This is a genomic window from Rhizobium sp. N122, assembly GCF_002211295.1.
Lineage (GTDB): Bacteria > Pseudomonadota > Alphaproteobacteria > Rhizobiales > Rhizobiaceae > Rhizobium.
In genome coordinates this window covers 11924-37493 of record NZ_LOKU01000030.1, presented here as the reverse complement: position 1 = coordinate 37493, position 25570 = coordinate 11924, and the positions used below count along the sequence as shown (strand labels likewise).

Below are 25570 nucleotides of genomic sequence, written 5' to 3'. Positions count from 1 at the left end.
CCAAGCTTGAACCGATTAGCGGCCTATGCCATAGGCAGGATCGATCAGAATTCCTAGGGAGCGAAATATGGCTCAAGCATCCGGCCTCATGGCAGGCAAACGCGGCGTCATCATGGGTGTCGCCAACAATCGCTCGATTGCGTGGGGTATTGCCAAGGCCATTCATGCGCAGGGCGGAGAAGTCGCGCTCACCTACCAGGGCGATGCGCTGAAGAAGCGCGTCGAGCCGCTCGCCGCCGAAATCGGCGCGACGCTGGTCGGCCACTGCGACGTTGCCGACGAAGCCACCATCGACGAGGTTTTCGCAAACGTCGAAAAGCTCTGGGGCAAGATCGATTTCCTCGTGCACGCGATCGGCTTCTCCGACAAGGACGAGCTGACCGGCCGTTACGTCGACACCTCGGCCGACAATTTCGCCAAGACGATGCAGATTTCCGTCTATTCCTTCACCTCGGTCGCACGCCGCGCCGAGAAGCTGATGACGGATGGCGGCGCCATGCTGACGCTGACCTATTACGGCGCCGAAAAGGTGATGCCGAACTATAACGTCATGGGCGTCGCCAAGGCCGCGCTCGAAGCGAGCGTCAAATATCTGGCCGTCGACCTCGGACCGCAGAACATCCGCGTCAACGCCGTCTCGGCCGGCCCGATCAAGACGCTTGCCGCCTCCGGCATCGGCGATTTCCGCTACATTCTGAAGTGGAACGAATATAACGCGCCGCTGCGCCGCACCGTCACCATCGAGGAAGTCGGCGATGTCGGCCTCTATCTGCTGTCGGACCTGTCGCGCTCCGTCACCGGCGAAGTCCACCATGCCGACAGCGGCTATCATGTCATCGGCATGAAAGCGGTCGACGCGCCCGACATTTCGGTCGTCAAGGACTGAAGCATTCCGGAGCCGAGACCCGTGCTTATCTACGTGATCAGACACGGTCAGACCGACTGGAATGCCGAGCGCCGCCTGCAAGGCCAGAAGGATATCCCGATGAATGCCACGGGCCTAGAACAGGCCCGGCAGAACGGGCTGGCGCTTGGCGAAATTCTCGGCGACAGAGTCGGCGAATTCGATTTCGTCGCAAGCCCGCTCGGGCGCACGCGCGCGACGATGGAAATCGTCCGCGCCGCCATGGGCCTGCCGCCGCTTGCCTATCGCACCGATCCGAGACTGGTGGAGATTTCCTTCGGCGACTGGGAGGGCTCGACGCTCAAGGAGCTGAAGGCGACGCAGCGTGAGCGGGTGGCCGAACGCAACGACTCGAAATGGGATTTCATCCCGCCCGGCGACGACGCGGAAAGCTACGAGATTCTCTCCTGGCGCACCGGCTCATGGCTGCAATCCGTCGACCGCCCAACGGTCTGCGTCACCCACGGCGGCGTCATCCGCACGCTGTTCCAGATGATCGCCGACCTGCCGAAAACCAGTGCCGCGGAAGGCGGCATCCCACAGGACCAGATCGTCAGGATCGACACCGGCGAGCGGACGATCGTCTGGCTGTAGGGCGCCTGCCGGCACCTTCTCCCCGTAAACGGGGCGAAGGGGGTGTGCCGCAACCTCTCGTTCCCCACTGGCGTCTCGCAGGGCACGTCCCCTCGCCCCGTTTTACGGGGAGAGGGCGAGGGTGAGGGGCAGCCATTGGCGCGAACCTCACCTTACCATTCTCCAGAAGCGGCCCTACTTGACGATATCGAGATCGTTGATGACGCGCTTGCCGTCGACTTCGGTGTAGAAGACGATGACCTTCACGCCGGCCGCCAGCCCGTCGAAATTGAATTCCTCGGGCGCCTGATAGGTCTTGCCGTCATCAAGCGTCAGCACGAGATTGGCGGTGTCGACCTTCTTGATCGTCGCCTCGACATCGGCGCTCTCGGCAAAACCGCTCATCGGCGACAGGAAACTTGCTGTTGCCAAAAGCGTGGCGACGACGAAACGCATGGCGGCAATCCTTTTGAAACGCTGCACGAGAATATGACTGGCCACACATAGCCTCCTGAATATGGCGAAAATTGCCCGTAAGAATGGCTTTTCCCGCCTAATTGATGAATAGGATTTTAAATATAATCAAGACATAGCGTTAACCGCTGATTTTCCCTTTCCATGATTTTTGGCATCGTCTCGGGGCAATCGTAAATTAACTCCCACGGCCTAAAGTCGCCCGGAAGATGGGAGTTTCGTTTTGTTATCCAGGCTGAGCGACAACAAGCAGTTACGGCGCGTGTTGAAGAATACCCGCGTCTCGTTTCTGGTTTCATCGCTTGTCGCCCTTGTCGTCATCATGGTCGGCTTCGGCCTCGACCGGGCCAATACTCAATCTTATGGGCGCGAACTTCATATCCGCACCGAAAGCGAGGCGAACCTCATCCGCGCCCGGGTGATGGCTGAGATCAATATGGATCTCAGCATGGTCCGCGACCTTGCCAATCTGATCTCCGTCAGCGCCGCAAACGGAGAGGAGATGGAGCGGCAGATCAACTGGCTGCTGATCCAGAATCCGTCCTTCATTCACATCGCCGTCGCACCGGATTTCATCATCGACAACGTCTATCCCAGGCTACCCGGCAATGAGGAGATCGGCCGCGACGTGCGCGCAACGCTGTTTTCACGCCAGGCAATGACGCCGGCGGCCGCCGATCTGTCGGCGCGCTTTTATGGCCCTGTCCGCACCGACGGCCGGGACGGCTTTGCCATATTCTTCCCGGTCTTCGTCAAGGAGAACGGCCAGCGGCGGCTCTGGGGGGCGGTCGAGCTCGTCATCGACCAGCAGATGTTCTACGAGGCGACCGGGCTGATGCCGGCGCGCGACCGCGAAAACCGGGAACGTTTTCCGCATCTCAACCATCTTTCGATCGCCATCCGGGATATCGGCTCACCGGCGAGGGGCGCGACAGCCGCGCCGTTCTTCGGGTCGTCCGAGATCGACGACAAGAATCCGATGCGCCAGAAGATCGGCTTTGCCGGCGGCAAGTGGGAACTCTCCGTCGTCCCCAACAGCGGCTGGAACGCGATTCCGGAAAACCGAACCGAGCTGCGCCTGATCGTCCTTGCCGCCGGCTGCATCATCATCATCCCGATCTTCTTCGCAACCCTCCTGCTCGGCGAGCGCAATCGCAACATCACCGAGCTGGAGACGCGCGAGACGAAACTCAAGGAACTGTCGCAGCGGCTCGATCTGGCGCTGAAATCCTCGAATATCGGCATCTGGGAACTGCAGGATCATTCGAGCAGCCTGCTTTGGGATGCGCGCGCAGCGGCCCTGCACGGCAAGCCGGCGCAGGAGGGCAGCCGGGCGCTCGACGAATGGCTGGCGGCGATCCTGCCCGAGGACCGCGACATTGCCGAAGTGCATTTCTTCAGCTGCAGCATCGCCGGCACCGCCTGTACGGCGCAATACCGCATCCTGCTTGCCGATGGCGGAATCCGGCATCTGCGCTCGGTCGGCGCCTTCTATACGGATGCCGGCGGCGTCAGCAAGACGATCGGCATCGTCTGGGACGTGACCGTCGATGCGGAGACGACCGACACGCTGCGCAAGGCGAAAGATATGAGCGAGGTCAAGAATGCCGAGCTGGAGTTGGCGCTTGAAGAGCTTTCCAGCCGCGAGGGGCAGCTGGCCGAACTGTCGAGCCGGCTCGACCTGGCGCTCAATTCCTATCAATGCGGCATCTGGGAAGCGCGACCCGACCGGGGCGGCTCGATCTGGAACGAGCGCATGCACGAACTCTACGGGCTTGCGCCGCGCAACGGCTTCATGACCGAGGAGACCTGGCTTGGCTGCATCCACCCCGAGGATCGCGGCCTGGCGCTCGAAAGCGCCCGCTACTTCAAGAAGAACGGCGATACCCACACCCTGGTCTGCCGGGTGATCGTCGATAACGGCGCGGTGCGCTATGTGCGCTCGGTCGGCAAGGTCCACCAGACGGGGACCGGCGAAATGAAGATCATGGGCATCGCCTTCGATGCCACTGAAGACGTGCTGATGACGATCCGGCTGAAGGCGGCCAAGGACGAGGCCGTTGCCAAGAATATCGAGCTCGAGCTCGCCAAGAACAGGATCGAGCACAATTCGCTGCACGACCCGCTGACCGCGCTCGCCAATCGCCGCAAGCTCGATATCGCGCTGGAAGAGCTGACCAATGACGGCCGCCGGCAGCGGCAGAAATTCTCGATCCTGCACATCGACCTCGACCGCTTCAAGGAGATCAACGACACGCTCGGCCATGCCGCCGGCGATGCGATGCTGGTGCACGCCTCGAAGGTGCTCGCCAAGAATGTCCGCGGCAGCGATCTCGTGGCGCGCATCGGCGGCGACGAATTCGTCATCCTCGCCGTCGATGTCGGCGATCAGGAGATGGCCGAGCTTTCGGCCAGGATCATCGAGGAGATGCGCCAGCCGATCGATTTCCAGGGTTTTGCCTGCCGCTGCGGGGTGTCGATCGGCATCGCACTTGCCAACGGCATTCATGTCGATGCGCGCAAGGTGCTGATCAATGCCGATATCGCGCTCTACCGCGCCAAGAGCATGGGCCGCAACCGCTTCGAATTCTTCAACCACAATCTCCAGGCCGATATCGTCAACACCAAACGCACCGCCGACGAGATCCTCGCCGGCATCGACAATGGCGAATTCACCGCCTGGTATCAGCCGCAATTCTCCGCCCGGACGATGGAACTGACAGGGGTGGAGGCGCTGGTGCGCTGGAAGCATCCATCCAAGGGTTGGCTCGCGCCCGACCGGTTCCTGCGCATCGCCGACGAGATCAATGTCGTGCAGATGCTCGACCGGATCGTGCTGGAAACGGCGCTGCGCGACAGAATGCGCTGGACGGCGCTGGGCATTGCCGTGCCCAAGGTCTCGGTCAATGTCTCGGCGCGGCGGCTGCATGACGGCAGCCTGCTGGAATCGCTCGCCGACCTGCATATCCGCCCCGGCGAACTTTCCTTCGAACTGGTGGAATCGATCTTCCTCGACGAGAGCGAGGATGTCGCCTCGCACAATCTCGAGCGCATCAAGGCGCTCGGCATCGATATCGAGATCGACGATTTCGGCACCGGCCATACCTCGATCGTCAGCCTGCTGAAGCTGAAGCCCAAGCGGCTGAAGATCGATCGTCAGTTGGTGCAGCCGATCGTCGGCGCCACGCAGGAACGGGCGCTGGTCCGCTCGATCATCGACATTGCCCGCTCGCTCGGCGTCGAGACGGTGGCCGAAGGCGTCGAGACGGCGGCCCATGCCGAACTGCTGCGCGATCTCGGCTGCGATATCCTGCAAGGCTACGCCTTCTCGCGGCCGCTCTCCTTCGAGGATTTCACCACCGAGGCCACCGGAACGGGATGGCGGCTGGCATCCTGACCGGCTTCCTCTGACAGGGACGGAACAGCATTTCCGCCGCTGCCGGTTTGACGCAAAGAAAGGCTTTTGCCTCGACGGTTTTTTGGCCTATGAGTGTCGCGCCTTTTCAAGCAATGGCGCGGCCGGCTTTGGCGCGCCACCGTGGGAACACATGTCGCACAATACATTCGGTCACCTCTTCCGCGTAACCACCTGGGGCGAAAGCCATGGTCCGGCGCTCGGCTGCGTCGTCGACGGCTGCCCTCCGGGGCTGCGCTTCACGCTCGCGGATCTCCAGGTCTGGCTCGACAAGCGCAAGCCGGGCCAATCCCGCTTCGTCACACAGCGGCGCGAGGACGACCTGGTGAAGGTCCTGTCCGGCGTCATGCTCGACGCCGACGGCGAGACGATGACGACAACGGGCACGCCGATCTCGATGCTGATCGAAAACACCGACCAGCGCTCCAAGGATTACGGCGAGATCGCCCGGCAATACCGCCCCGGCCACGCCGATTTTACCTATGATCTGAAATACGGCATTCGCGACTATCGCGGCGGCGGCCGCTCCTCGGCGCGCGAGACCGCAGCACGGGTTGCCGCCGGCGGCATTGCCCGCCTCGTCGTGCCCGGTGTGACCGTGCGCGGCGCCCTGGTGCAGATCGGCAAGCACAAGATCGACCGGCGCAAGTGGGACTGGGACCAGGTCGGCCAGAACCCGTTCTTCTCCCCCGATGCGGCGATCGTGCCTGTGTGGGAGGAATATCTCGACGGCATCCGCAAGGCCGGCTCGTCGATCGGCGCCGTCGTCGAAGTGGTCGCCGAGGGCGTGCCGGCCGGTCTCGGCGCGCCGATCTATGCCAAGCTCGACCAGGACATCGCCTCGCTGCTGATGTCGATCAACGCCGTCAAGGGCGTGGAGATCGGCAATGGTTTTGCCGCCGCCGAAACATCGGGCGAAGACAATGCCGACGAGATGCGCATGGGCAATGACGGCACGCCAATCTTTCTTTCCAACAATGCCGGCGGTATTCTCGGCGGGATCTCGACCGGGCAGCCGGTCGTGGCGCGGTTCGCCGTCAAGCCGACCTCGTCGATCCTGACCGAACGCCAGTCGATCGATGCCGACGGCAAGAATGTCGATGTCCGCACCAAGGGCCGGCACGACCCCTGCGTCGGCATCCGCGCTGTGCCGATCGGCGAGGCGATGGTCGCCTGCGCCATCGCCGATCATTATCTTCGCGACCGCGGCCAGACCGGCCGGCTGAAATAGGAGCGTCCATGTCTTACGATCAGAAACGCGTTGTCGACGCCATCAGGGCCTTCGAGGCCGGTGAAATCGTCGTCGTCATGGACGACAATGACCGGGAGAACGAGGGCGACCTGATCGTCGCCGCCGTGCACACGACGCCGGAGAAGATGGCCTTCATCGTGCGCCACACCTCCGGCATCGTCTGCGCGCCGATGCCGAAGGAGGAGGCCAAGCGCCTCAACCTCAACGCCATGGTGGCGGAAAACGATTCGGCCCACACGACCGCCTTCACCGTCTCGGTCGATTTCAAGCACGGCACGACCACAGGCATCTCAGCCGACGACCGGACGCTGACAGTGCGCAACCTCGCCAATCCGAATGTCGGCGCCGCCGATTTCGTCCGCCCCGGCCACATCTTCCCGCTGGTTTCGCGCGAAGGCGGCGTGCTGATGCGCTCCGGCCATACGGAAGCGGCCGTCGACCTCTGCAAGCTTGCCGGCCTGCCGCCGATCGGCGTCATCTCCGAACTCGTCAATGATGACGGCACCGTCACGCGCGGGCCGCAGGTGGTCGATTTCGCCGAGAAGCACGGGCTGAAGCTCGTCTCCGTCGCCGATCTCATCGCCTATCGCCAGCGCAAGGAAACGCTGGTCGAGCACGGCACGAGCTTCGACATCGACACGCCCTTCGGCAAGGCCAAGGCCCATACCTATGCCCTGCCCTGGGACCCGATGCAGCATCTCGCCGTCGTCTTCGGCGACATCCGTGACGGCGTCGACATCCCGGTGCGCCTGCATCCGGAGAATGTCGCCGAGGATCTGTTCGGCAAGAACAGCCCGGTCGATTTCTACATGCAGAAGATTTCCGAGGAAGGCCGCGGCGTCATCGTCTACCTGCGCGAGGGCTCCGTCGGCGTCGGCCACCACGACAACGGCCGCAAGGCCCGCAACCAGGGCCGCGAAGCCCATGCCGAAGCCCAGAGCCGCGACAGCGAATGGCTGGAAATCGGCCTCGGCGCCCAGATCCTCAAGGACCTCGGCGTCAGCTCGATCAAGCTGCTGACCAGCCGCGAGCGCCACTATGTCGGCCTGGAAGGTTTCGGGATCAAGATCAGCAAGACGGAGATTTGCTGAGGCTCGGAGAAAGACCCCTCCCCAACCCCTCCCCACAAGGGGGAGGGACTATCGTGTGGCGCCGTCGCATTTCATCCCCGACGATGCAGCTTGTGGCAGCGTAATTTGGTCGCAAGACCCGGCCGCGAGTTAGTCCCTCCCCCTTGTGGGGAAAGGTTGGGGAGGGGCTTTATCCTCTCCACCCCTCCAGCAACACCACCTTCTCCACGCCGGCAAACCGTGCGACCCGCTCGAGCTCCGCCTCCAGCCGCTCCAGCCGCCCCGCTGACGCCTTCACACCCGGCTCCAGCCACAGCCGCCTGACATCGAGCGTCGATTTCTTCCGGTCCGCCTTCATGTCGATGCGGCCGATCAGCCGGTCGCCTTCGAGCAGCGGGAAGACGTAATAGCCATATTCGCGCTTCGGCTCGGGCACGAAAATCTCGATGCGGTAGAAGAAGCCGAACAGGCGTTCGGTGCGGTTGCGGTCGCGGATCATCGGGTCGAAGGGGCTGAGCACGCGGATGCGCGGCGGTGCGCCGGGATAGCTGTCGAGCGTCGAGAGGAAATCGGCAAAGGCCCAGGAGGGGCGCGACTTGGCCCCGAGCGCCGGTTCGATCAGCACCTCGATCAGCTCGTTGCGATGAGCTGATACCCAGGCCTTGGCTTCCTCCGGCGAGACGAGGCTCCAGAAGGCCGATATTTCGCCATGGGTGGCAAAGCCGAGGCGGCCGAGGGCGCTGCGGCAGGCCCAGTCGATAAACTCCTCGCGGCTCACCTCCGGCTCGCGGAATTCGGCAGGAATGACGCGCTCGGTGAGATCATAGATCTTCTGGAAGTTCGAGCGGCCGGCGATGGCGAACTTGCCGGTGTGCCAGAAATATTCGAGCGCCGTCTTGTTCGGATGCCAGTTCCACCAGCCGCCGGAGACGTGACCGTCGGCCTTGATGTCACGCGCCAGGATGGCGCCGTCGCGCGCAACGCGCTCGTAGGTCTCCTCGAACGCCGTCTCGAAACCCTCGCCGCGCCATTTGCGCCAGCGCTCGATGATGACCTTCTCCTGGTGGCGGAACTTGTGCTTCCAATAGACGAAAAAGGCGCTCGGCAGAATGGAGGCGTCATGCGTCCAGTGCTCGAACAGCGTGCCGTCCTTTTCGAGCAGCGCGGTCAGATGTTCGCGCCTGTAGGTCTGGTTGCGCGAAAACAGGATCTGGTGATGCGCCCGTTCCACCGTCTGGATGCTGTCCACCTGGACGAAACCCAGCTCACGGATGAGCTGCAGCAGGCCCTCCTTGGTCAAGGCGCGATTCGGCGGAGCGCTGAGGCCCTGCTTGGCGAGGAAGACCCGGCGGGCGTCGGAATTGGAAAGCAGATTCGTCATGAGGGCATCATATCGCGGAAAATCTTCCTAGCCACCCGATATCGAGATTTGCTCTTCATCACCCTCGATTACCCGTATAGAAGCGCTGCTGTCAGGTTGGCGCGAATGGCTGCCCCTCACCCTAACCTACCGGGGTCGAGCCACTCGTCTCGCCCCGTCCTCCGGACCCCCGCTCGCGGGGAGAGGGGACGTGTCCTACGAGAGGTTTGGTGGGAATGGAGAGGTCGCGGCATGGTCCCTTCGCCCCGTTTACGGGGAGAAAGTGCCGGCAGGCGGATGAGGGGCCGGCATCGGCAATCTCCTCCGATGAAAAATGCGAGGAACTGGTTTGGACATACGATTCGAAGGGGCCGGGGTCAGTTTCGGGGCGCGGGTGGCGCTGGAGCCGCTGACGCTCGGCATCAGCGGCAAACGCATCGGCGTCATCGGGCTGAACGGCTCGGGCAAGACCACCTTTGCGCGGCTGATCAACGGGCTGACCAAGCCGACGGTCGGACGTGTCACCGTCAATGGCCGCGACACGGCCGACGACAAGGCTGCCGCAGTCGATGTCGGCTTCATCTTCCAGTCGCCGCAGAACCAGATCATCCTGCCGATCGTCCGGGACGACATCGCCTTCGGGCTGAAGCGGCACGGTTTCAGCAAGGCGGAGATCGAGGCGAAGGTCGAGCGTGTTCTCGCCCGTTTCGGGGCCGAAGCGCTCGCCGACCGCCGGGCGCACGAGCTTTCCGGCGGCGAGCTGCAGGTGGCGGCCCTCTGCTCGGTGCTGGTGACGGGACCCGGCATTCTCATCCTCGACGAACCCACAAACCAGCTCGACCTGAAGAACCGGGCACTGGTCGAGCGGATTATCGCCGGGCTGCCGGAAAGCGCCATCGTCATCACCCACGATCTGGAGCTGATCGCCGATTTCGAGCGGGTGCTGGTGTTTCATCAAGGGCGGCTCGCCGCCGATGCGCCGGCGACCGAGGCGATCGCCCGCTACAGGGAGATCGCCGCCTGATGCAATCGCTCTATGTCGAAGGCAACAGCCCGATGCACCGGCTTTCGCCGCGAATCAAGCTGGTGTCGCTTGCGGTGTTCGGCATCGTGCTGTTCATCAGCCAGAACATCGCCCTGCTTTGCGGCCTTGTGGTGCTGACGGCGGTCGTCTACCGCACGACCGGCCTGCCGCTCGGCGAGGGCCTGCGGCGGCTGCGGCCGGTCTTCCTGACCATTGTGGTCGTGGCGCTCTTCAATCTCCTTTTCAATCCCTGGCAGGCGGCACTCGTGCCGGTGCTGCGGCTGACAGCGCTGATGCTTTTTGCCGCCGCCGTGACGGCGACGACGTCGATCACCGCCTTCATCGACGAGGTGACGGCGCTCGCCCGCCCGCTGGAGCGCACCGGCTGGGTGCAGGCCGACGATATCGGCCTGGCGCTCGGGCTCGTCCTGCGTTTCGTGCCCGATATTGTCGGCCGTTATCAGGCGATCCGCGAGGCCCACAAGGCGCGCGGGCTGAAGGCCCGGCCGACGACGCTGCTTGCGCCGCTGATCATCCTGACGCTCAGGGATGCGGATAATGTCGCCGCGGCGATTGACGCGCGCCGTATTCGACGGCATGGAAGTTAACCAATTTTAACCACGGAGTTCATGATGAGCACCCGCGACCTCGTCCTTACCGCCCTCTTCGCCGCGATCATCGTGGCGCTCGGCCTGCTGCCGCCGATTTCCCTCGGCTTCATTCCGGTGCCGATCACCGCCCAATCGCTTGGCGTCATGATGGCCGGTGTCGTGCTCGGCGCCCGCCGCGGCGCGATTGCGGTGCTGATCGTGCTGCTGCTCGTCGCCATCGGCCTGCCGGTGCTCTCCGGCGGCCGCGGCGGCCTTGCCATCTTCGCCTCGCCGTCGGCCGGCTTTCTCGTCGGCTGGATCTTCGGCGCCTTCGTCACCGGCTATCTCAGCGAGCGCCTGGTCAATCACGGCCAATCCGGCCTGGTGCAGACGGTGAGTTTCTTCCTCGCCGCCATGGTCGGCGGGGTCGTCGTGCTCTATGCCTTCGGCATCGCCTATCTCGCCACCGTCGCCGGCCTCGGCTTCACCAAAGCCTTCGTCGGCTCGATGGCCTTCATTCCGGGCGACGTCATCAAGGCTTTCGCCGCAGCCCTCCTCGGCCGCGCCGTCATGGTCGGCTATCCCCTGCTGCCGGCGCGCGCATAAGCGCCCAAGTCGCCCTTCATATCATCAATGGCCGTCTTCCTCGAAGGCGGCCATTTGCGTTTGCGGCACGCCAAAACCGCTTGCCTGCAGCGCAGGCTCTGCGTCTCGATGCCGATGGATTGAGGAAGGAAAGCTTGCTGCGAACAAGATACGGCCTGAAACGCAGGCAACAAAAAACCGCCTTGAGGCGGTCGGGCATTCTATCGATTTCAGTTTGATCTAGTCTCCTCCACCCCCGTCGCCGCCGCCATCACAACCACCGTCGTCCGAGGCGTCAAACCAGCCTCCCCCGCCATCGCCGGAGCTTCCTGAACTGCGCTTGCCACTCACGATTATCAGGGCAAAAACCAGGACGAAGCATGCGAGGGGCATGGCGTCCGAGAAAAATGTGTCCAATCAGTATCCTTCCGTTTGCATCGGGAAATCCTGTTTCCCTATTTAAATAATAGATTATTTTGCCGATCCCGGCAATTGCTCCAATATGAAACTTTTATGACATCCGGGATCGCGTCGAAATGCCCTCTCTTGTCACCGCCAGGCGGCCCCGACTCTGCGCTACACCCAAGGCCGGCGCTGGGTTAATTCAAGCTGTCGCCCTTCGGGGAAAGAGCACGGCGTGCGGGGCGGCTTTGACCCCTGCCACGACTAGAGTATCCCGATAGAGACTAGGAGACGCTATTCCCAGCCTGGAATGCAGCGTTGCGGCCGAGCCTGGTAGAAACGGGAGAAGACAGCGGGCAACGGTCGCAAGGCCGTAGACCTGCTCGGCCAGGCAGGCGCCGAGACGTTCGGCGGTCGCCTTGCGATCCTGCGGAGAGGGATGACCAAGCAGCGTTTTCGCATCCGCCCATGGCGCCTGCTTTGTAAACCGCCGGTTCGCCTCGCCGACAAACTCAAAAATGTCGGCGAGGCCGATATGGAGCTCGTAGCCCTCGAAAGCCTCCGCCACCTTCCCCGGAAGGCGGGCGGCTTGCTGCACGAACTCGCTGTTCGGCACGGGCGGTACGATGCCGTCGAAAGACTGATGTAGAAGGGCAAGCATCCGGTTGGCGAGATTTCCGAGCTGGCCTGCGAGCTCTCCCGACCATGCGGCCTCGAGACGTTCGCTGGAGAAGTCGCCATCATCTCCCGAGCGTATATGCCTGAGCAGGTAATATCGCAGTGCATCCGGCGTTCCGTAGGCGTCGATGACGCCTTCCGGATCGATGCCGTTGCCGGCCGACTTGCCGATCTTCCTGCCGCCCAGCGTGACGTAGCCGTGCACGAAGATCGACGATGGAGGCGGCAGGCCGGCGGAGAGCAAGATGGCCGGCCAGTAGATGCCGTGGAACTTGGAAATGCCCTTGCCCACGACATGGATACGTTCTCCGCCGTTCCAGTAGCGATGCAGGAGCGCCCGATCGGACCCGTGACCCAGGCCTGTGAGATAGTTCGCCAAGGCATCGAACCATACGTAGACGACCTCACCTCCACTGGGCTCTTCGCCGTCGGGAACCGGAACGCCCCAGCCTCGCGCCCGTTCGGCGCTGCGCGACACGCTGATGTCGGTCAGGCCGCGCCGTAGCAGGGCAAGAATCTCGTTGCGCCGATGGCCTGGAACGATCCGAAGTTCGCCGGCCTCGACGAGTTCGAGAAGCCGGCCGCCATATCGGGAGAGACGGAAGAACCAGTTCTCCTCGCGGACAACCTCAAGGGCAATGCCATGTTCCGGGCAGCACCCGTCATCGAGTTCCGACGGCTCGTAGAACTGCTCGCAGTCAACGCAATAGAGGCCTTCATAGGCCTTGCGGTAAAGGTCGCCATTTTCAGCGCATGCTCTCCACAAGACATGGACGCAGGCAGCGTGCCGGGGATCGCGGGAGGTCCGCACGAATTCCTCGTTGGAGATATCGAGTTGGCGGCCCAGGCGCTCGAACCGGTCTGCATTCGCATCGACGAATTCCTCCACGGGCAGTCCCGCGGCTTCCGCCGACCTGACATTCTTCAGGCTGTTGTCGTCGGTCCCGCACTGAAGCCTGACGTCGTGGCCGAGAAGCCTGAAATGACGGGCATAGGCATCGGCCTGGACGAGTTCGAGGGCAAAGCCCACATGCGGCGCGGCATTGACGTAGGGGATGGAGGTGGTGATGTAGATCTCGTTCATCGGCGTTTCCTTTCGAAGGCTGTAGTTGCCGGCGAGACGGATCGACCCATGAAAAAACCGCCTCGAGGGCGGTCGCTGGTGCATTATGGACGCACGAAACCCGCCACGCTATGAGCGCGGCATCATCATCACGGAAATGCTGATCACGTTGTTGTCCATGCCACTTTCTAGCATCAAGGACGGTTTCGAACAAGCGTCGGTTGAGCCGCTGCGCTTTTCCACCCGCCCGTTTGATCATCAAAACGGGTACTTAGTCTTAAGGTTCTTCTCGACGATCGGGAGACACGGGAGGATTTCGCTTGTCAGGCCAAGCTGAACAAAGTGCTTTCCAAAAATCCCGCAACGCCAGTAGGAGTGCGCCGTTGTATTTTCCGTACATGAACGTCACCACGTCATTGGTATCCCACCCCCCTTTCTCTTGCTTGTCTTTCACCGAAAACTCCACATGTGAAGGGCGATCAGTAGGTCCAATGACGCGCACCATTTTGCGAGGTGCAGGCCATAGCTCGAAATAAGTTGATGTCGGGTGCCCAAGTTTTCAACGGTATCGCCCAATCTTCGCCCGTCTATCGCGAAGGTATCCCGATGCGGTCATGCGGAGCAACAGATTCACTTATCCTCGATAAGATGAAGACGGCCCGCTCTCTCACTGAAGGGCTCGGATCAGATCTCAACGTCAACGCAAGTTCCTGAGCCTCGCGGCTTCCGCCCCAGTGCTGAATAACCGCCGTCAATGCAGCACGCCGGACAATCGGCGATGCATCTGAAGCCGCAGCTCTAATGACTCCTGCTTGGTCGATTGAGAGCTTGATATCGCGAAAATCGAATTTAGGCGTCCTCGTCCTTAGTCCCATAGACTTGTCCACCCACTGCCACTCCCTACCAACGAGCCAAGCTGCGCGCATGTCCGCGATGGCTTGAACCGCCACGGCACGGACCCAAGGTTCTCTCGCGTTCGCCGCCAATTGCGGTAAATGGGGATCCATCGAACTATTCTTCAGCACGAGACGAAAAATCCGAGAAACAGGTCCGGTTTGCCCTTCGCAGAGGATATATGCCAGCCCTTCAGCGACGTCAGGCCTTGCCAGCGTTTCTTCCATCGCTTGCCGCTCAACATCCCATCGTCCCCAACTGTCCTGGTGCAGAACCAGGGAGGCCGCGGCATTGGCGATCACCTCGGCCGACGTCAGCGGGAAACAGCGTTTCGCACAGGCGAACGCGGCAACGCGAACCGGCTGAGCCCAGTCATTCAGACGCATAGCGACAGCAGCGAACAGAAAAGGACTCTCCAGTGCCCCGGTTATCCTCTGGAGAGCAGCTTCCCTCATTCGCCCGTCGCGGTGAAATATGAACAGATAACTGAGATCGGGCAATCTCAATAATTGTTCTCTATCTGAGAGATGACGCCAAAATAGCTTGTCAAGCCATGCGGGCTTAGGACGCCAACGAGTTAGATTTGCAACTGCCGCGATCTCCGGATCGGCTTGGCTGATCGATGCGGCCGGGAGAGCGGACATGTGGGCCAAAACGGCAGGAAGCTCAGCTTTGACGCTTCGGCCACTATGCAGGCGTTCACCAACGGCAGCGAGCGATTTTCGAAAATCGGGTGACAAGATATCTGATTTGGTCATTAGCTGATTTTGGGTCACCAACAACTGCAGATCAATGGGCGTAAAAATATTCTCCTCAAACGGTCGCTTGTGACGCAAGACGTTTGATTCCAAGCGTTATGCTCGCGGCTTTCGTCGCTCTGCTCGACCGCGCCCGTTGGCGCCGGCCGCTTCTCTGAATGTCTTCATCAGTGCATCGAGGGCCCGACTTGACGGCTTATTCGATGACCGGCGGCTCAGCGGATCGGCATTCCTTTGTGAACCATTCCGCAAAACGGCGCACCGGCTTTTTCGCCCACGCGCTGGTGATCAGGTAATATCCCTGGGTCTCTGCCGTCGAGATGTCCGAAAGCACGACGAGGTCGCCGCGATAGATCTCTCGCCGAAACACTTCGACCGGGCATAATGCCACCCCATGCCCGGCGATCACCGCCGTGGCAAGAATGTTGAAGTCCTGGAATATCGGCCCGCGAACCGGCTCGGGTGCCTTTATCTCAGTCTTTCGGAACCATTCTTTCCAGCCGTCGACGGATTCGTCGTGCAGCAGGTCGGCCGCGGCAAAGGGAACGCTATCGACAGTCCAATTCCGCTTTGCCAGATAATGAAGGCTCGCCACCGGCTGGTTGCGCCGGGAGAACAGCAAACGGCTCTCCCGTCCTGCCGACAGGTCGTCTCCCATGGTGATGAGAACGTCCAGGCTTTCGTCATCGAAGCGCTCTTCCGCTTTTGCATAGACGATCCTGACGTCGAGGTCGGGATCGCTCTCCCGGAAGGACGGCAGCGCCGGAACCAGCCAGCGCGACGCGATCGACGGGATGCATCCGACGGTGATCGAGCGCATATTGTGGTCTCTGCGCATATTGCCCGTTGCATGGGCTATGGCTGCCAAGGCGCCGGAGATCGCCAGATAATATTCGCTGCCCGCCGGGGTCAGCGCAACGCCGCGCCCGGATTTCTGCAGCAGCTTGCGTCCGAGCCACGCCTCCAGATGTTTGAGCTGATGACTGATCGCGGCGTGGGTCACATGCAGCTCGTCTCCGGCCTTCGAGAGGCTCATGAGCCGGGCGGTCGCTTCGAAGGCTCTCAAGGCGTTCAGCGGCGGCAGTTGCATCTGTTCGAATTCCTTACATGACCTGCAGAATTCATGCTTCACCGAAATGTCAAAACCTATTCAGCCTTTCAGATGGCGGAGTGGAAATCTGCATCAGCTCGCCACGCGTCGAGCTTACGCACTACATGTAATTTATTCTAACATATTTCGCAATTTTGATCATTTGAAGCGGGTGTGGATTCCAGGGCCTAATGGATCATGGAGATCGGAAGCCTCCATCATTGACGAGGAGAAAGACTATGTTTGTGAGAAGCCTGAAAGATGTGGAGCAGACCGAGCGCTTCGTCGATTGGGGCAATGGCACCAGCCATCGCCTGCTGACGAATGATGACGGGATGGGATTTACCGTCTGCCACACGGTCGTTCGCGCCAACACGCAGGCCCTGCTGCAGTATCGCAACCACCTGGAGGCCTGCTACTGCATCCAGGGAGAAGGCGAGGTCGAGGATATGGACGGCAACGTCTTTCCGATCCGCGTCGGCGACATCTACGTCCTCGATCAACATGATCGCCACTATTTGCGGGGCGGCAAGAACAAGGACCTCATTCTTGTCAGCGTCTTCAATCCGCCCCTGAAAGGGACGGAACGTCACGATCTGAACAACAGAAGCGGTTCGGAATACTGAGCCGGGCGAACCAAGCGGGAGCGCGGCAATCGCCCTGAGCGATTTCAAGCCGTCACCATCATCGTCGATCTTCGGCAGCTGCCTGCCATCCTTGGCGAACGGTTCGGCGATGTGATAGCCAAGGGCGGAATTGCACGCTCTCGGTGCGGCGTGCCCCGCATCGGATGGAAGGGTCTGCCGCCGTGATCCGCACGAAGATCGACACGCTGTGGTTCAAACGGCACTGCGCCTTTCACCTGCACTTTTTGCCCGATCACGAGGCACTGTCAAAGCTTTGCGACTTGCAAGACAGGCTCGAGCGAGACAGTGGAGCGCCGCTCTTGCGCGTCCCGGCCACAAGCCTGCACATGACGATCGCCACCCTGATCGATGCCACGGCCCAATTCAGCATTCCGAACGAGGAGGTCTGGAAGCGCAACGGAGAAAGATGGACGGAGGTCGTCGAGAGACTGGTCGAACAGACCCCATCGTTTGACCTTGATTTTGACGAGGTGGCGGTTTCGGAAGCCGCTGTCTTCGTGAAAGCGGAAGAACCGGCGGAATTGCGCCGGCTTCGTTCGGCCATTTCACAGGCCATCTGCTTCGAACAGTGGCATCCAAGCCCGCCCAATATAGCGCACATAACACTGTTCCGGTTTTTTGCCGAAGAGCCGGTGCCGGCGGTCGGCTTCGACACCGGTTGTTTGCCGATAGGCGTGCGGGCTGGATCCCTCACTTTACTGGAAGAGCGCGTTTATCCAAATGTCGAAACCAATATACTCAGCGCACCGCTTCTCTGCGGCAAAAGCGCGAATGACAGGTTTTAATCCAGAAACCCATAGAGCCAGTCCCGCGTCTCCTCCGGCAGAGACACCGGCTGCTTATCCTCGCCGCTGCGGGCCTGCCAGATGATCTCCACCTCGGCGGCGCGTTCCTCCCCCGTATCGATCGAGACGATGAAGCCGATGGAGCGCACGCCGATTTTGTCAACGGCGGCGGTAAAAAGGGCCGGCTCGTCGTAATGCAGCGGGCGGTGAAGAACGCAGGTAATCTTGGTGGCGCTGTAGACCGGTTCGTCCTCGACCTCGGGCCGCGACGACCAGAAGCTTGCAATGACGGATTCGGCATAAGAAATATAGGAGGCCAGGAACATCCGGCCGGTCATATCGACATCGCGAAACGGCACATGTATTTCCGTCACACCCGGGCGTTTAGACTGACTCATCAACAACTCTGCCTACAAAATTCCCCGTCTATGACAGTAGCACGCGGTTTTTCGAAGTAAACGGCTGAGATGACAGGAATTTATAATGCCGCCGGCGGCGAGATGGCGCGGCAGGAGCGCTTGTTGAAATCGTCAGGCGATGCCCCATCTGCTGTGGAACATGACATAAGCGACCGATAGAGTGTCTCCATGAGCACCCGTCTTTATGAACATCCGATCTTCCTGGAACATGTGACGCCGGCCGGCCATCCGGAGCGATCGGACCGGATCCGCGCCATCAATGTCGCGCTCGAACATCCGAATTTCGAGCGGCTGGAGCGCCGGCAGGCGCCCGAAGCGAGCGCGGATGCGGTGCTGCTGGCCCATCCGGAAGAGCATCTCAAAGCCGTGATGCGGGAGATCCCCGAGGAAGAAGACCGGATCAACCAGCTCGAAGCCGATACCTATGCCAGTCCCAAAAGCCTGCAGGCGGCGCTGACCGGGATCGGCGGGGCGATGGCGGCGGTGGACGACGTCTTTTCCGGCGCCGCCGACAATGTCTTCGTCGCCGCCCGGCCGCCCGGGCACCATGCCGAAAAGATGACGGCGATGGGCTTCTGCTTCTTCAACAATGCGGCGATCGCCGCCCGCCATGCGCAGAAGCGGCATGGCGCCGAACGCGTCGCCATCATCGACTGGGACGTGCACCACGGCAACGGCACCCAGGATATTTTCTGGGACGACCCCTCGGTGCTGTTCTGTTCGACGCATCAGATGCCGCTTTACCCCGGCAGCGGCGCCAAAGACGAAAAGGGCAAACACAATACCATCGTCAATGCGCCGCTCTCGCCGAATGTCGGCAGCGACCATTTCCGCGAGGCGTTCAAATCGCGCGTGCTGCCGGCCGTTGCCGATTTCCGGCCGGATCTCGTCATCATCTCCGCCGGCTTCGACGCCCATCACCGCGATCCCTTAGCGCAGATCAATCTGACGGGCGAGGATTTCGACTGGGCGACCGGGCGGGTCCTGGAGTTCGCCGATCGCTACGCGAAGAACCGGGTCGTCAGCCTGCTCGAAGGCGGTTATGATCTCGAAGGCCTCGCCGAATCGGCGGGCATGCATATTCTGCGAATGATGAAGGGTTGAGAATGACTGACAGCGCCAAGCCTGAGGTATCGGGCCTTTCCTTCGAAAAGGCGGTGGCCGAACTCGAAAGCATCGTCGCCCGGCTGGAACGCGGCGACGTGGCGCTGGATGAATCGATCGAGATCTATGAGCGCGGCGAAGCGCTGAAGAAACATTGCGAGACGCTGCTTTCGGCCGCCGAAAATCGCATCGAGAAGATCCGGCTCGACCGCGCCGGCAAGCCGCAGGCCGTCGAGCCGCTGGACGGGGCCTGAGCGGATCGAAGGCGCTTGGCGATCGGCTTGCGGCCGATCTATGATCCCCTCCAGAACCATGAGGGGACAGACAAATGACGGATAGATTGAAGGGCAAGGTCGCCATCATCTCTGGCGGCGCGACCGGCATGGGCGGTGCGGCCTCGAAGCTGTTTGCGGCTGAAGGCGCGCGTGTCGCCATTATCGACCGCAATGGCGAAGCAGCCGCCGAGACCGTCAAGGCGATCCGCGATGCCGGCGGCGAGGCTGATTGCTGGACGGCGGATGTCTCGGATGAAGCCGCTGTCAAAGCAGCCGTCGCCGGCGTCGAGGAACGTTATGGCGCGGTGACCGTACTTTTCAACCATGCCGGCACGATCGTCATCAAACCCTTCCTGGAAACGACGCTTGAGGAATGGGACTGGCTGCACGCCGTCAATGTGCGCTCGATGTTTCTGATGACCAAGGCGGTGCTGCCGAAGATGATTGCCGCTGGCGGCGGATCGATCGTCTGCACCTCGTCGATCTCGGCGGTCGCCGCCACGCCGATGGAAGTGCTTTACGACACCACCAAGGGCGCCGTGCATATGTTTGCCCGTGCCATCGCAGTGGAATTCCGCGACCGCAACATCCGCTGCAACGCCGTCTGCCCCGGCTTCATCCGCACGCCGCACGGCCTGCGCGAGGTGGCGGACCTGCAGGCGCTCGGCGTCGATGTCTCGGATGCCGCCATCGCCGCCCAGCAGGGCCGGATCGGCGAGCCCGAGGATGTGGCGCGGGCCGCCCTTTACCTCGCCAGCGACGAATCGAACTTTGTCAATGGCGCCCACCTCTTCGTCGACAACGGTTTTACGGCGATTTGAGACAGGGCGGGCGCAACGCCCGATTGGACGGGCGGGGCTCTAAGCGCTATCTGTGGGCAATGCGACGCTGCAGCGATCAAAGTGCTGCAGCGGCGCCTCAGATCGGAGATCCGTCATGTCCTTCTTTCCCGGAAAAGATCCCCTGCCCGGCGATGCCTTCGCCTGTGATGCGATCGAGAACCTGATCATTCCGCGCACCAGCGATATCGGCGGCTTTCAGGTGCGGCGGGCGCTGCCGACGCGGCAGCGGCGCCTCGTCGGGCCGTTCATCTTCTTCGACCGCATGGGGCCGGCGATCCTGAAGCCCAACGAGGCGCTCGACGTGAAGCCGCATCCGCATATCGGGCTGTCGACGGTTACCTATCTCTTCGACGGCGAGATCCGCCATCGCGACAGCCTCGGCACCGAAAAGGTCATCCGTCCCGGCGATATCAACCTGATGACGGCAGGCCGCGGCATCGTGCATTCCGAGCGCACGCCCGACAATCTGCGTGGCCACCCGCTGCTGATGTCAGGGCTGCAGACCTGGCTGGCGCTGCCCGACGACAAGGAGGAGATCGATCCTTCCTTCGCCCATACGGAAAAGTCCGAAATGCCGCTGATCGAGACTCCAGGCGTGCGCGGGCGTGTGGTCATCGGCTCGTTCGAAGGCATGGCATCGCCGGTCGGGGTGTTCTCCGACACGCTCTATGTCGATCTCAGCCTGCAGACGGGCGCGAAGTTTCCCTTCGGCGCGGCGCATGAAGAACGTGCCGTCTACGTGCTCTCCGGCGAGGTCGTCATCTCGGGCGACCGCTTCGCCGCCGACCAGTTGCTGGTCTTTAGGCCGGGCGATCCGATCACGCTCGAAGCCGGCGGCGACGGCTGCCACCTGATGCTGTTCGGCGGCGCGGCGCTGAATTCCAAGCGTTATATCTGGTGGAATTTTGTCTCCTCCTCGAAGGAGCGGATCGAAAAGGCCAAGGAGGAATGGCGCAGCGGCCGTTTCGATATCGTTCCCGGCGACGAAGAGGAATTCGTGCCTTTGCCGGAAGGGTGACGGCGGCGGCGATGCGCCGCCGACGACTGGCTGCGGATTCTCAACCCGCGAAATACCGCGTCAGCGCGCCCTTGGTGCGGTTCACGTAGCCATCCTGCCAGCTGTCATCGACGTTGAGAAAGCCCGACCAGCCCTTCTTGCCCTGCCGCTTCAATTCCGCCTCGACGGCGCGGAAGCGATAGTGATCGTAGACGTCGAGGATATGGACGGCATAGGCCTCGGCGAGCGCCCGGTCGCCTTTGACGATCAGCATGTTTTCGTCATTGGCGTAAGAGGCCTTGAAGCCGAGATTGTGGCTGCCGAGGACGACGACGCAATCGTCCGACAGGGGATCGATCACCAGCACCTTGTCGTGGATGATGGCGCCCACTTTCTTGGCGGTCAGTTCCTCGGCGCCGAAATCGGCTAAAAGCTGGCGGTCATCGATGCGCGAGGCCCGGACGATCGAGACATTGGCTTCGCCGAAGGTGTGGGGCGAGACGGCGTCTTCGTCATCGTCCGGATCCTCGGGATCATGGTCCTTGCCGGCGACATAATTGGGCATGGCCTGGGCGCTTGAAACGGCGCCGGTGACGATCAGCTTCTGATCCTTGAGGCCGATATCGATCGCCTCGCCGACGATGCAATCCTTGCCCGACTGGCCGGGATAGAAGGCCAGAAACAGCACCGCGTGCTCGGCGCGGCGCATCAGGCGGTAGACTTCACGAAGATCGGGCGGCGTTGCCTTGCCCTTTCTGCGGCTCTGCATGTTCGGCGAAAACCAGGCTTCAACCGAAGTCCCGTCGCCTGTCGGCACAATGGAGGGCGTCTCGTTCGAGCGCCGGAATTTCTTGCTCTGCTGGTTGTCGGGCATGCCGTCATCGAATTCGACGGGCGCTTCCAGCGTTCCATTGTCTTCCAGAATCCGCTCCCAATAGCCGACATAGGCCGCGGCAATCGCGTCGTTGCGAACGATCAGCGCATTGTTGGACTGGCCGGCAAGCCCGGTCGCCGTCCAGTTGGTGCTGCCGGTGAAGACGCTGCGCGGAGCGCCATTCGGTGGTATGTGCACGACGAATTTGTTGTGGCCGATCTGGCTCGAATTGTTGAACATCCGGTGGTGAATCTCGACGCCGGCCTCGATCAGCGCCTGGCGTGCATGCGCATTGCGCACATCCCAGGCGTCCCCAACCTTTCCGGTATTGGCGAGGATGATGCGCAGCTTCTCCTTGTTGGCAATCAGCAGCGCCAGCAGCTCCTCGTCCTCCAGTTCGTAGAGGGCGACGAGGAAGCGGCCTGGCGCATTCATGAAACCCCTGAGCATCGGAATGACATCGCCGGCCAGATATTTGCGGATGCCGTTTTCCGGATTGGAAATCATGTCGATCAGCTCGTTCGGCTGTTTCACGCCGTCCTCCAGCAGGACGTTGCGCAGCCACTGGGCGGCGAGAATGCCGTTGGTGAAGCTCGACTCGAACTGGCCGCGCTTGCGCGTCACATGGACCGGGTTGGTGACGACGGCCGGCCCGAGATAACCGAGCGGCCGCGGGGCGCCCTCATAGGCCTTGACCGCGATTTTCTCGAAAGTGCCGTCGGCCTTCCTGATCGGCCTGCCGTTTTGATCCCGCTTGTTGATCTCGACGAGTGCAGGCGTCGGATCGGGGGCTGCCTGCATGCCCGGCTTCAGGTCGCCGAGCGGGCGGATCTCGTAGCGCACCCGGACCTCGTCCGGCCGCCGTTTCATTTCGTTGCGCCGCTTGCGCAGCGTCAGGTCGCGCCAGGAAAGCTTCTGCACCGGCCAGAGCGACGTCGTCTGCGGCAGCCAGTGCGGATTGCGCTGCCCCTTGAAGGCGACCCAGGCGGCGCAGGTCACCCGGTCCTCGCTGCCATCGGGTCTTTTCGCCACGTCTCCCTGCTCGTCGAGATAGACGCGGACGACTTCGAAGCCGAGACATCCATCGATCTTGGCGTCGATATCCCAGGCTACGAAAGCGACCTCGTTGTTCACATAGGCATGCGCTGCAACAATCGTTCCCATGGCCCGCCCCCTGTCAGCCCGGCAACATTGCTACCATTCCGTGTCATATTCAAGCGGCTCGCCGGCGCTTGGCGCTTCGATCGGCGGGGCGGAAAACCAGGGCGCGACCCGGCAGAGATCAGGCGAATGCAACTCACGGAAATAGAATGTGATATCTCCCGAAACCGCTCACACATTTTTCCGCCATGCTCTAAGGTGAAAACCTTCGGTTCCTGAAATCACTTGTTTTGCCTCGTTCTAATCGAATAAAGCGGTACAAGGAAAAGTAAGAAAGAGCGCCCGCCCGTGACACAACTGCCGAAGACCCCCCTGCTCGACCAGGTCATTTACCCCGCCGACCTGCGCAAGCTCGAGGATCGCGAGCTGCCGCAGCTTGCCCGCGAAGTCCGGGACGAAATGATCGATGCTGTGTCGCGCACCGGCGGCCATCTCGGCGCCGGCCTCGGCGTCGTCGAGCTGACGATCGCCATCCATAGCGTCTTCGACACGCCTGAGGATCGGCTGATCTTCGATGTCGGCCATCAATGTTATCCGCACAAGATCCTGACCGGCCGGCGCGACCGGATCCGCACGCTGCGCCAGGAAGACGGGCTGTCCGGCTTCACCCGCCGGGCCGAGAGCGAATATGACCCCTTTGGCGCGGCGCATTCCTCGACCTCGATCTCGGCCGGCCTCGGCATGGCAATTGCCGCCGATCTCGACAAGAACGACCGCCGCGTCATCGCCGTCATCGGCGACGGGGCGATGTCGGCCGGCATGGCCTATGAGGCGCTGAACAATGCCGGCGCGCTCGATGCCCGCCTCATCGTCATCCTCAACGACAACGACATGTCGATCGCGCCGCCGACAGGGGCGATGAGTGCCTATCTCGCCCGCCTCGCCTCGGGCCGCACCTATATGGGCTTCCGCGATTTCGGCAAGAAGCTGACGGCCTATCTCGGCAAGAACATCGATCGCGCCATCACCCGCGCCGTCGAGCATGCGCGCGGTTACGTCACCGGCGGCACCATGTTCGAGGAGATGGGTTTTTATCACATCGGGCCGATCGACGGACATTCCTTCGATCATCTGCTGCCGGTCTTGCGCAACGTGCGCGACAATGGCCGCGGGCCGGTGCTGATCCATGTTGTCACCCAGAAGGGCAAGGGCTATCCGCCGGCCGAAGCCGCCGCCGACAAATATCACGGCGTCAACAAATTCGACGTCATCACCGGCGCCCAGGCACGGGTCAAGCCGAATGCGCCGAGCTATACCAGCGTCTTTGCCGAAGCGCTGGTGCAGGAAGCCGCCCTCGACGACAAGATCGTCGGCATCACCGCCGCCATGCCGAACGGCACCGGTCTCGACAAGCTCGCCGACGCCTTTCCGTCGCGCTGTTTCGATGTCGGCATTGCCGAGCAGCATGCCGTGACCTTCGCCGCCGGGCTCGCGGCGGAAGGCTACAAGCCGTTTGCCGCCCTCTATTCCACCTTCCTGCAGCGCGCCTACGACCAGGTGGTGCACGACGTGGCGATCCAGGGACTGCCGGTGCGTTTTCCGATCGATCGCGCCGGCTTCGTCGGCGCCGACGGCCCGACCCATGCCGGCTCCTTCGACACCGCCTTCCTGACCACCCTGCCCGGCTTCGTGGTGATGGCGGCAGCCGACGAGGCCGAACTCAAGCATATGGTGCGCACGGCCGTCGCCTATGATGCCGGGCCGATCTCCTTCCGTTATCCGCGCGGCGAGGGCGTCGGCGTCGACATGCCGGCGCGCGGCGAGATCCTGCAGATCGGCAAGGGCCGCATCGTCAAGGAAGGCACCAAGGTGGCGCTGCTCTCCTTCGGCAGCCGGCTTGCCGATTGCCTGCTGGCCGCCGAAGATCTCGAGGCCGCCGGGCTTTCGACGACGGTCGCCGATGCGCGCTTCGCCAAGCCGCTCGACCACGACCTGATCCGCCAGCTCGCCCGCCACCACGAGATGGTGATCACCGTCGAAGAAGGCTCCGTCGGCGGCTTCGGCAGCCAGGTGATGCAATATCTCTCGAGCGAGGGCCTGCTCGACAACGGCCTGAAGATCCGCTCGCTGGTGATGCCCGATATCTGGATGGAACAGGCCAAACCCGAAGCGATGATCGCCCATGCCGGGTTGGATCGCGCCGGGATCGTTTCGACGGTGTTCCGGGCGCTGGGACGTGGTGTTGCGGTTGGGGTTGCGGGGTAGATGAATTTGTGAGGGTGTGCCGTGTGGCCCCCTCATCCGCCTGCCGGCACCTCCTCCCCGAGGGGAGAAGAGATTTGCGGCAACGTTTCGATCCCCTCTTCTCCCCTCGGGGAGAAGGTGCCCGTAGGG

General features: G+C 62.0%; 22 protein-coding genes. 15 read left to right on the top strand and 7 right to left on the bottom strand.

The genetic code is table 11. The features are described 5' to 3' along the window. Nucleotides 1–67: 67 nt before the first annotated feature. Nucleotides 68–886 carry an enoyl-ACP reductase FabI gene (gene fabI / locus ATY75_RS20785; RefSeq protein WP_049736024.1) on the top strand — a complete coding sequence of 273 codons (819 nt, stop codon included), beginning with the start codon at nucleotides 68–70 and terminating at the stop codon, nucleotides 884–886. A 21-nt stretch (nucleotides 887–907) separates the two neighbouring features. Next, nucleotides 908–1498, top strand: coding sequence for a histidine phosphatase family protein (locus tag ATY75_RS20780; RefSeq protein WP_088939003.1), 591 nt, complete (start codon nucleotides 908–910; stop codon nucleotides 1496–1498). Nucleotides 1499–1672: 174 nt separating this feature from the next. Here ATY75_RS20780 and ATY75_RS20775 read toward each other — a convergent pair whose 3' ends face one another. Further along, a complete protein-coding gene (locus tag ATY75_RS20775) occupies nucleotides 1673–1933 on the bottom strand; it encodes a DUF1344 domain-containing protein (protein ID WP_049736051.1) in 261 nt (86 codons plus the stop codon). A gap of 241 nt (nucleotides 1934–2174) precedes the next feature. Here ATY75_RS20775 and ATY75_RS20770 point away from each other — a divergent pair, with 241 nt between their 5' ends. The 3 genes from ATY75_RS20770 (at nucleotide 2175) to ribB (ending at nucleotide 7709) form a co-directional block, all read left to right on the top strand. After that, entirely contained in the window at nucleotides 2175–5348 is a 3174-nt protein-coding gene (locus ATY75_RS20770; protein WP_088939002.1) for an EAL domain-containing protein, read from the top strand. A gap of 151 nt (nucleotides 5349–5499) precedes the next feature. Continuing rightward, entirely contained in the window at nucleotides 5500–6597 is a 1098-nt protein-coding gene (gene aroC, locus ATY75_RS20765; RefSeq protein ID WP_088939001.1) for a chorismate synthase, read from the top strand. A gap of 8 nt (nucleotides 6598–6605) precedes the next feature. Continuing rightward, a complete protein-coding gene (ribB, locus tag ATY75_RS20760) occupies nucleotides 6606–7709 on the top strand; it encodes a 3,4-dihydroxy-2-butanone-4-phosphate synthase (RefSeq protein WP_088939000.1) in 1104 nt (367 codons plus the stop codon). Between the two features lie 169 nt (nucleotides 7710–7878). Here the strand turns inward: ribB and ATY75_RS20755 are convergent, their stop codons facing one another. Then, the gene (locus ATY75_RS20755; RefSeq protein WP_088938999.1) at nucleotides 7879–9069 is read right to left on the bottom strand and encodes a winged helix-turn-helix domain-containing protein; all 1191 of its coding nucleotides are present in this window, start codon (nucleotides 9067–9069) and stop codon (nucleotides 7879–7881) included. Nucleotides 9070–9397: 328 nt separating this feature from the next. Between ATY75_RS20755 and ATY75_RS20750 the strand changes: the two genes are divergently transcribed. From ATY75_RS20750 to ATY75_RS20740, 3 genes are read left to right on the top strand one after another with little or no spacing between them, the layout of a single operon-like run. Then, entirely contained in the window at nucleotides 9398–10072 is a 675-nt protein-coding gene (locus ATY75_RS20750) for an ABC transporter ATP-binding protein (protein WP_088938998.1), read from the top strand. Further along, a complete protein-coding gene (locus tag ATY75_RS20745) occupies nucleotides 10072–10680 on the top strand; it encodes an energy-coupling factor transporter transmembrane protein EcfT (RefSeq protein WP_088938997.1) in 609 nt (202 codons plus the stop codon). The genes ATY75_RS20750 and ATY75_RS20745 overlap by 1 nt, the downstream gene beginning before the upstream one ends. A gap of 24 nt (nucleotides 10681–10704) precedes the next feature. Beyond that, complete coding sequence (locus ATY75_RS20740) at nucleotides 10705–11268, top strand: biotin transporter BioY (protein ID WP_088939017.1); 564 nt, start codon at nucleotides 10705–10707, stop codon at nucleotides 11266–11268. A 583-nt stretch (nucleotides 11269–11851) separates the two neighbouring features. Here the strand turns inward: ATY75_RS20740 and metG are convergent. The 3 genes from metG to ATY75_RS20720 form a co-directional block, all read right to left on the bottom strand. Then, nucleotides 11852–13411 carry a methionine--tRNA ligase gene (gene metG, locus ATY75_RS20735; RefSeq protein ID WP_088938996.1) on the bottom strand — a complete coding sequence of 520 codons (1560 nt, stop codon included), beginning with the start codon at nucleotides 13409–13411 and terminating at the stop codon, nucleotides 11852–11854. 566 nt (nucleotides 13412–13977) lie between these two features. After that, the gene (locus tag ATY75_RS20725; protein ID WP_088938994.1) at nucleotides 13978–15135 is read right to left on the bottom strand and encodes a hypothetical protein; all 1158 of its coding nucleotides are present in this window, start codon (nucleotides 15133–15135) and stop codon (nucleotides 13978–13980) included. A 103-nt stretch (nucleotides 15136–15238) separates the two neighbouring features. Further along, on the bottom strand, nucleotides 15239–16132 hold the full coding sequence (locus ATY75_RS20720; RefSeq protein ID WP_088938993.1) for a LysR substrate-binding domain-containing protein: 894 nt from the start codon (nucleotides 16130–16132) through the stop codon (nucleotides 15239–15241). A gap of 239 nt (nucleotides 16133–16371) precedes the next feature. Here ATY75_RS20720 and ATY75_RS20715 point away from each other — a divergent pair, with 239 nt between their 5' ends. Both ATY75_RS20715 and ATY75_RS20710 read left to right on the top strand, forming a co-directional pair. Further along, nucleotides 16372–16758 carry an ectoine synthase gene (locus ATY75_RS20715; protein WP_088938992.1) on the top strand — a complete coding sequence of 129 codons (387 nt, stop codon included), beginning with the start codon at nucleotides 16372–16374 and terminating at the stop codon, nucleotides 16756–16758. Between the two features lie 182 nt (nucleotides 16759–16940). Beyond that, a complete protein-coding gene (locus ATY75_RS20710; RefSeq protein ID WP_088939016.1) occupies nucleotides 16941–17564 on the top strand; it encodes a 2'-5' RNA ligase family protein in 624 nt (207 codons plus the stop codon). Here the strand turns inward: ATY75_RS20710 and ATY75_RS20705 are convergent. Next, entirely contained in the window at nucleotides 17561–17962 is a 402-nt protein-coding gene (locus tag ATY75_RS20705) for a thioesterase (RefSeq protein ID WP_088938991.1), read from the bottom strand. The two genes, ATY75_RS20710 and ATY75_RS20705, sit on opposite strands and share 4 nt — an antisense overlap. Before the next feature lie 189 nt (nucleotides 17963–18151). On the opposite strand from ATY75_RS20705, the gene ATY75_RS20700 reads away from it, so the two are divergent. The 4 genes from ATY75_RS20700 (at nucleotide 18152) to ATY75_RS20685 (ending at nucleotide 21222) form a co-directional block, all read left to right on the top strand. Further along, nucleotides 18152–19087, top strand: a complete 936-nt coding sequence (locus tag ATY75_RS20700) for a histone deacetylase family protein (protein WP_088938990.1) — start codon at nucleotides 18152–18154, stop codon at nucleotides 19085–19087. A 2-nt stretch (nucleotides 19088–19089) separates the two neighbouring features. Next, nucleotides 19090–19341 carry an exodeoxyribonuclease VII small subunit gene (locus tag ATY75_RS20695; protein WP_047613900.1) on the top strand — a complete coding sequence of 84 codons (252 nt, stop codon included), beginning with the start codon at nucleotides 19090–19092 and terminating at the stop codon, nucleotides 19339–19341. 74 nt (nucleotides 19342–19415) lie between these two features. Beyond that, nucleotides 19416–20183 carry an SDR family oxidoreductase gene (locus ATY75_RS20690; protein WP_064837079.1) on the top strand — a complete coding sequence of 256 codons (768 nt, stop codon included), beginning with the start codon at nucleotides 19416–19418 and terminating at the stop codon, nucleotides 20181–20183. Between the two features lie 115 nt (nucleotides 20184–20298). Further along, entirely contained in the window at nucleotides 20299–21222 is a 924-nt protein-coding gene (locus ATY75_RS20685) for a pirin family protein (protein ID WP_088938989.1), read from the top strand. Between the two features lie 40 nt (nucleotides 21223–21262). On the opposite strand, the gene ATY75_RS20680 is transcribed toward ATY75_RS20685, so the two are convergent. Next, nucleotides 21263–23239 carry a phospholipase D-like domain-containing protein gene (locus ATY75_RS20680; protein ID WP_088938988.1) on the bottom strand — a complete coding sequence of 659 codons (1977 nt, stop codon included), beginning with the start codon at nucleotides 23237–23239 and terminating at the stop codon, nucleotides 21263–21265. Nucleotides 23240–23524: 285 nt separating this feature from the next. On the opposite strand from ATY75_RS20680, the gene dxs reads away from it, so the two are divergent. Next, nucleotides 23525–25441 (top strand): 1-deoxy-D-xylulose-5-phosphate synthase, encoded by a 1917-nt coding sequence (dxs, locus tag ATY75_RS20675; protein WP_064837073.1) that lies wholly within the window; start codon nucleotides 23525–23527, stop codon nucleotides 25439–25441. Nucleotides 25442–25570: the final 129 nt, after the last annotated feature.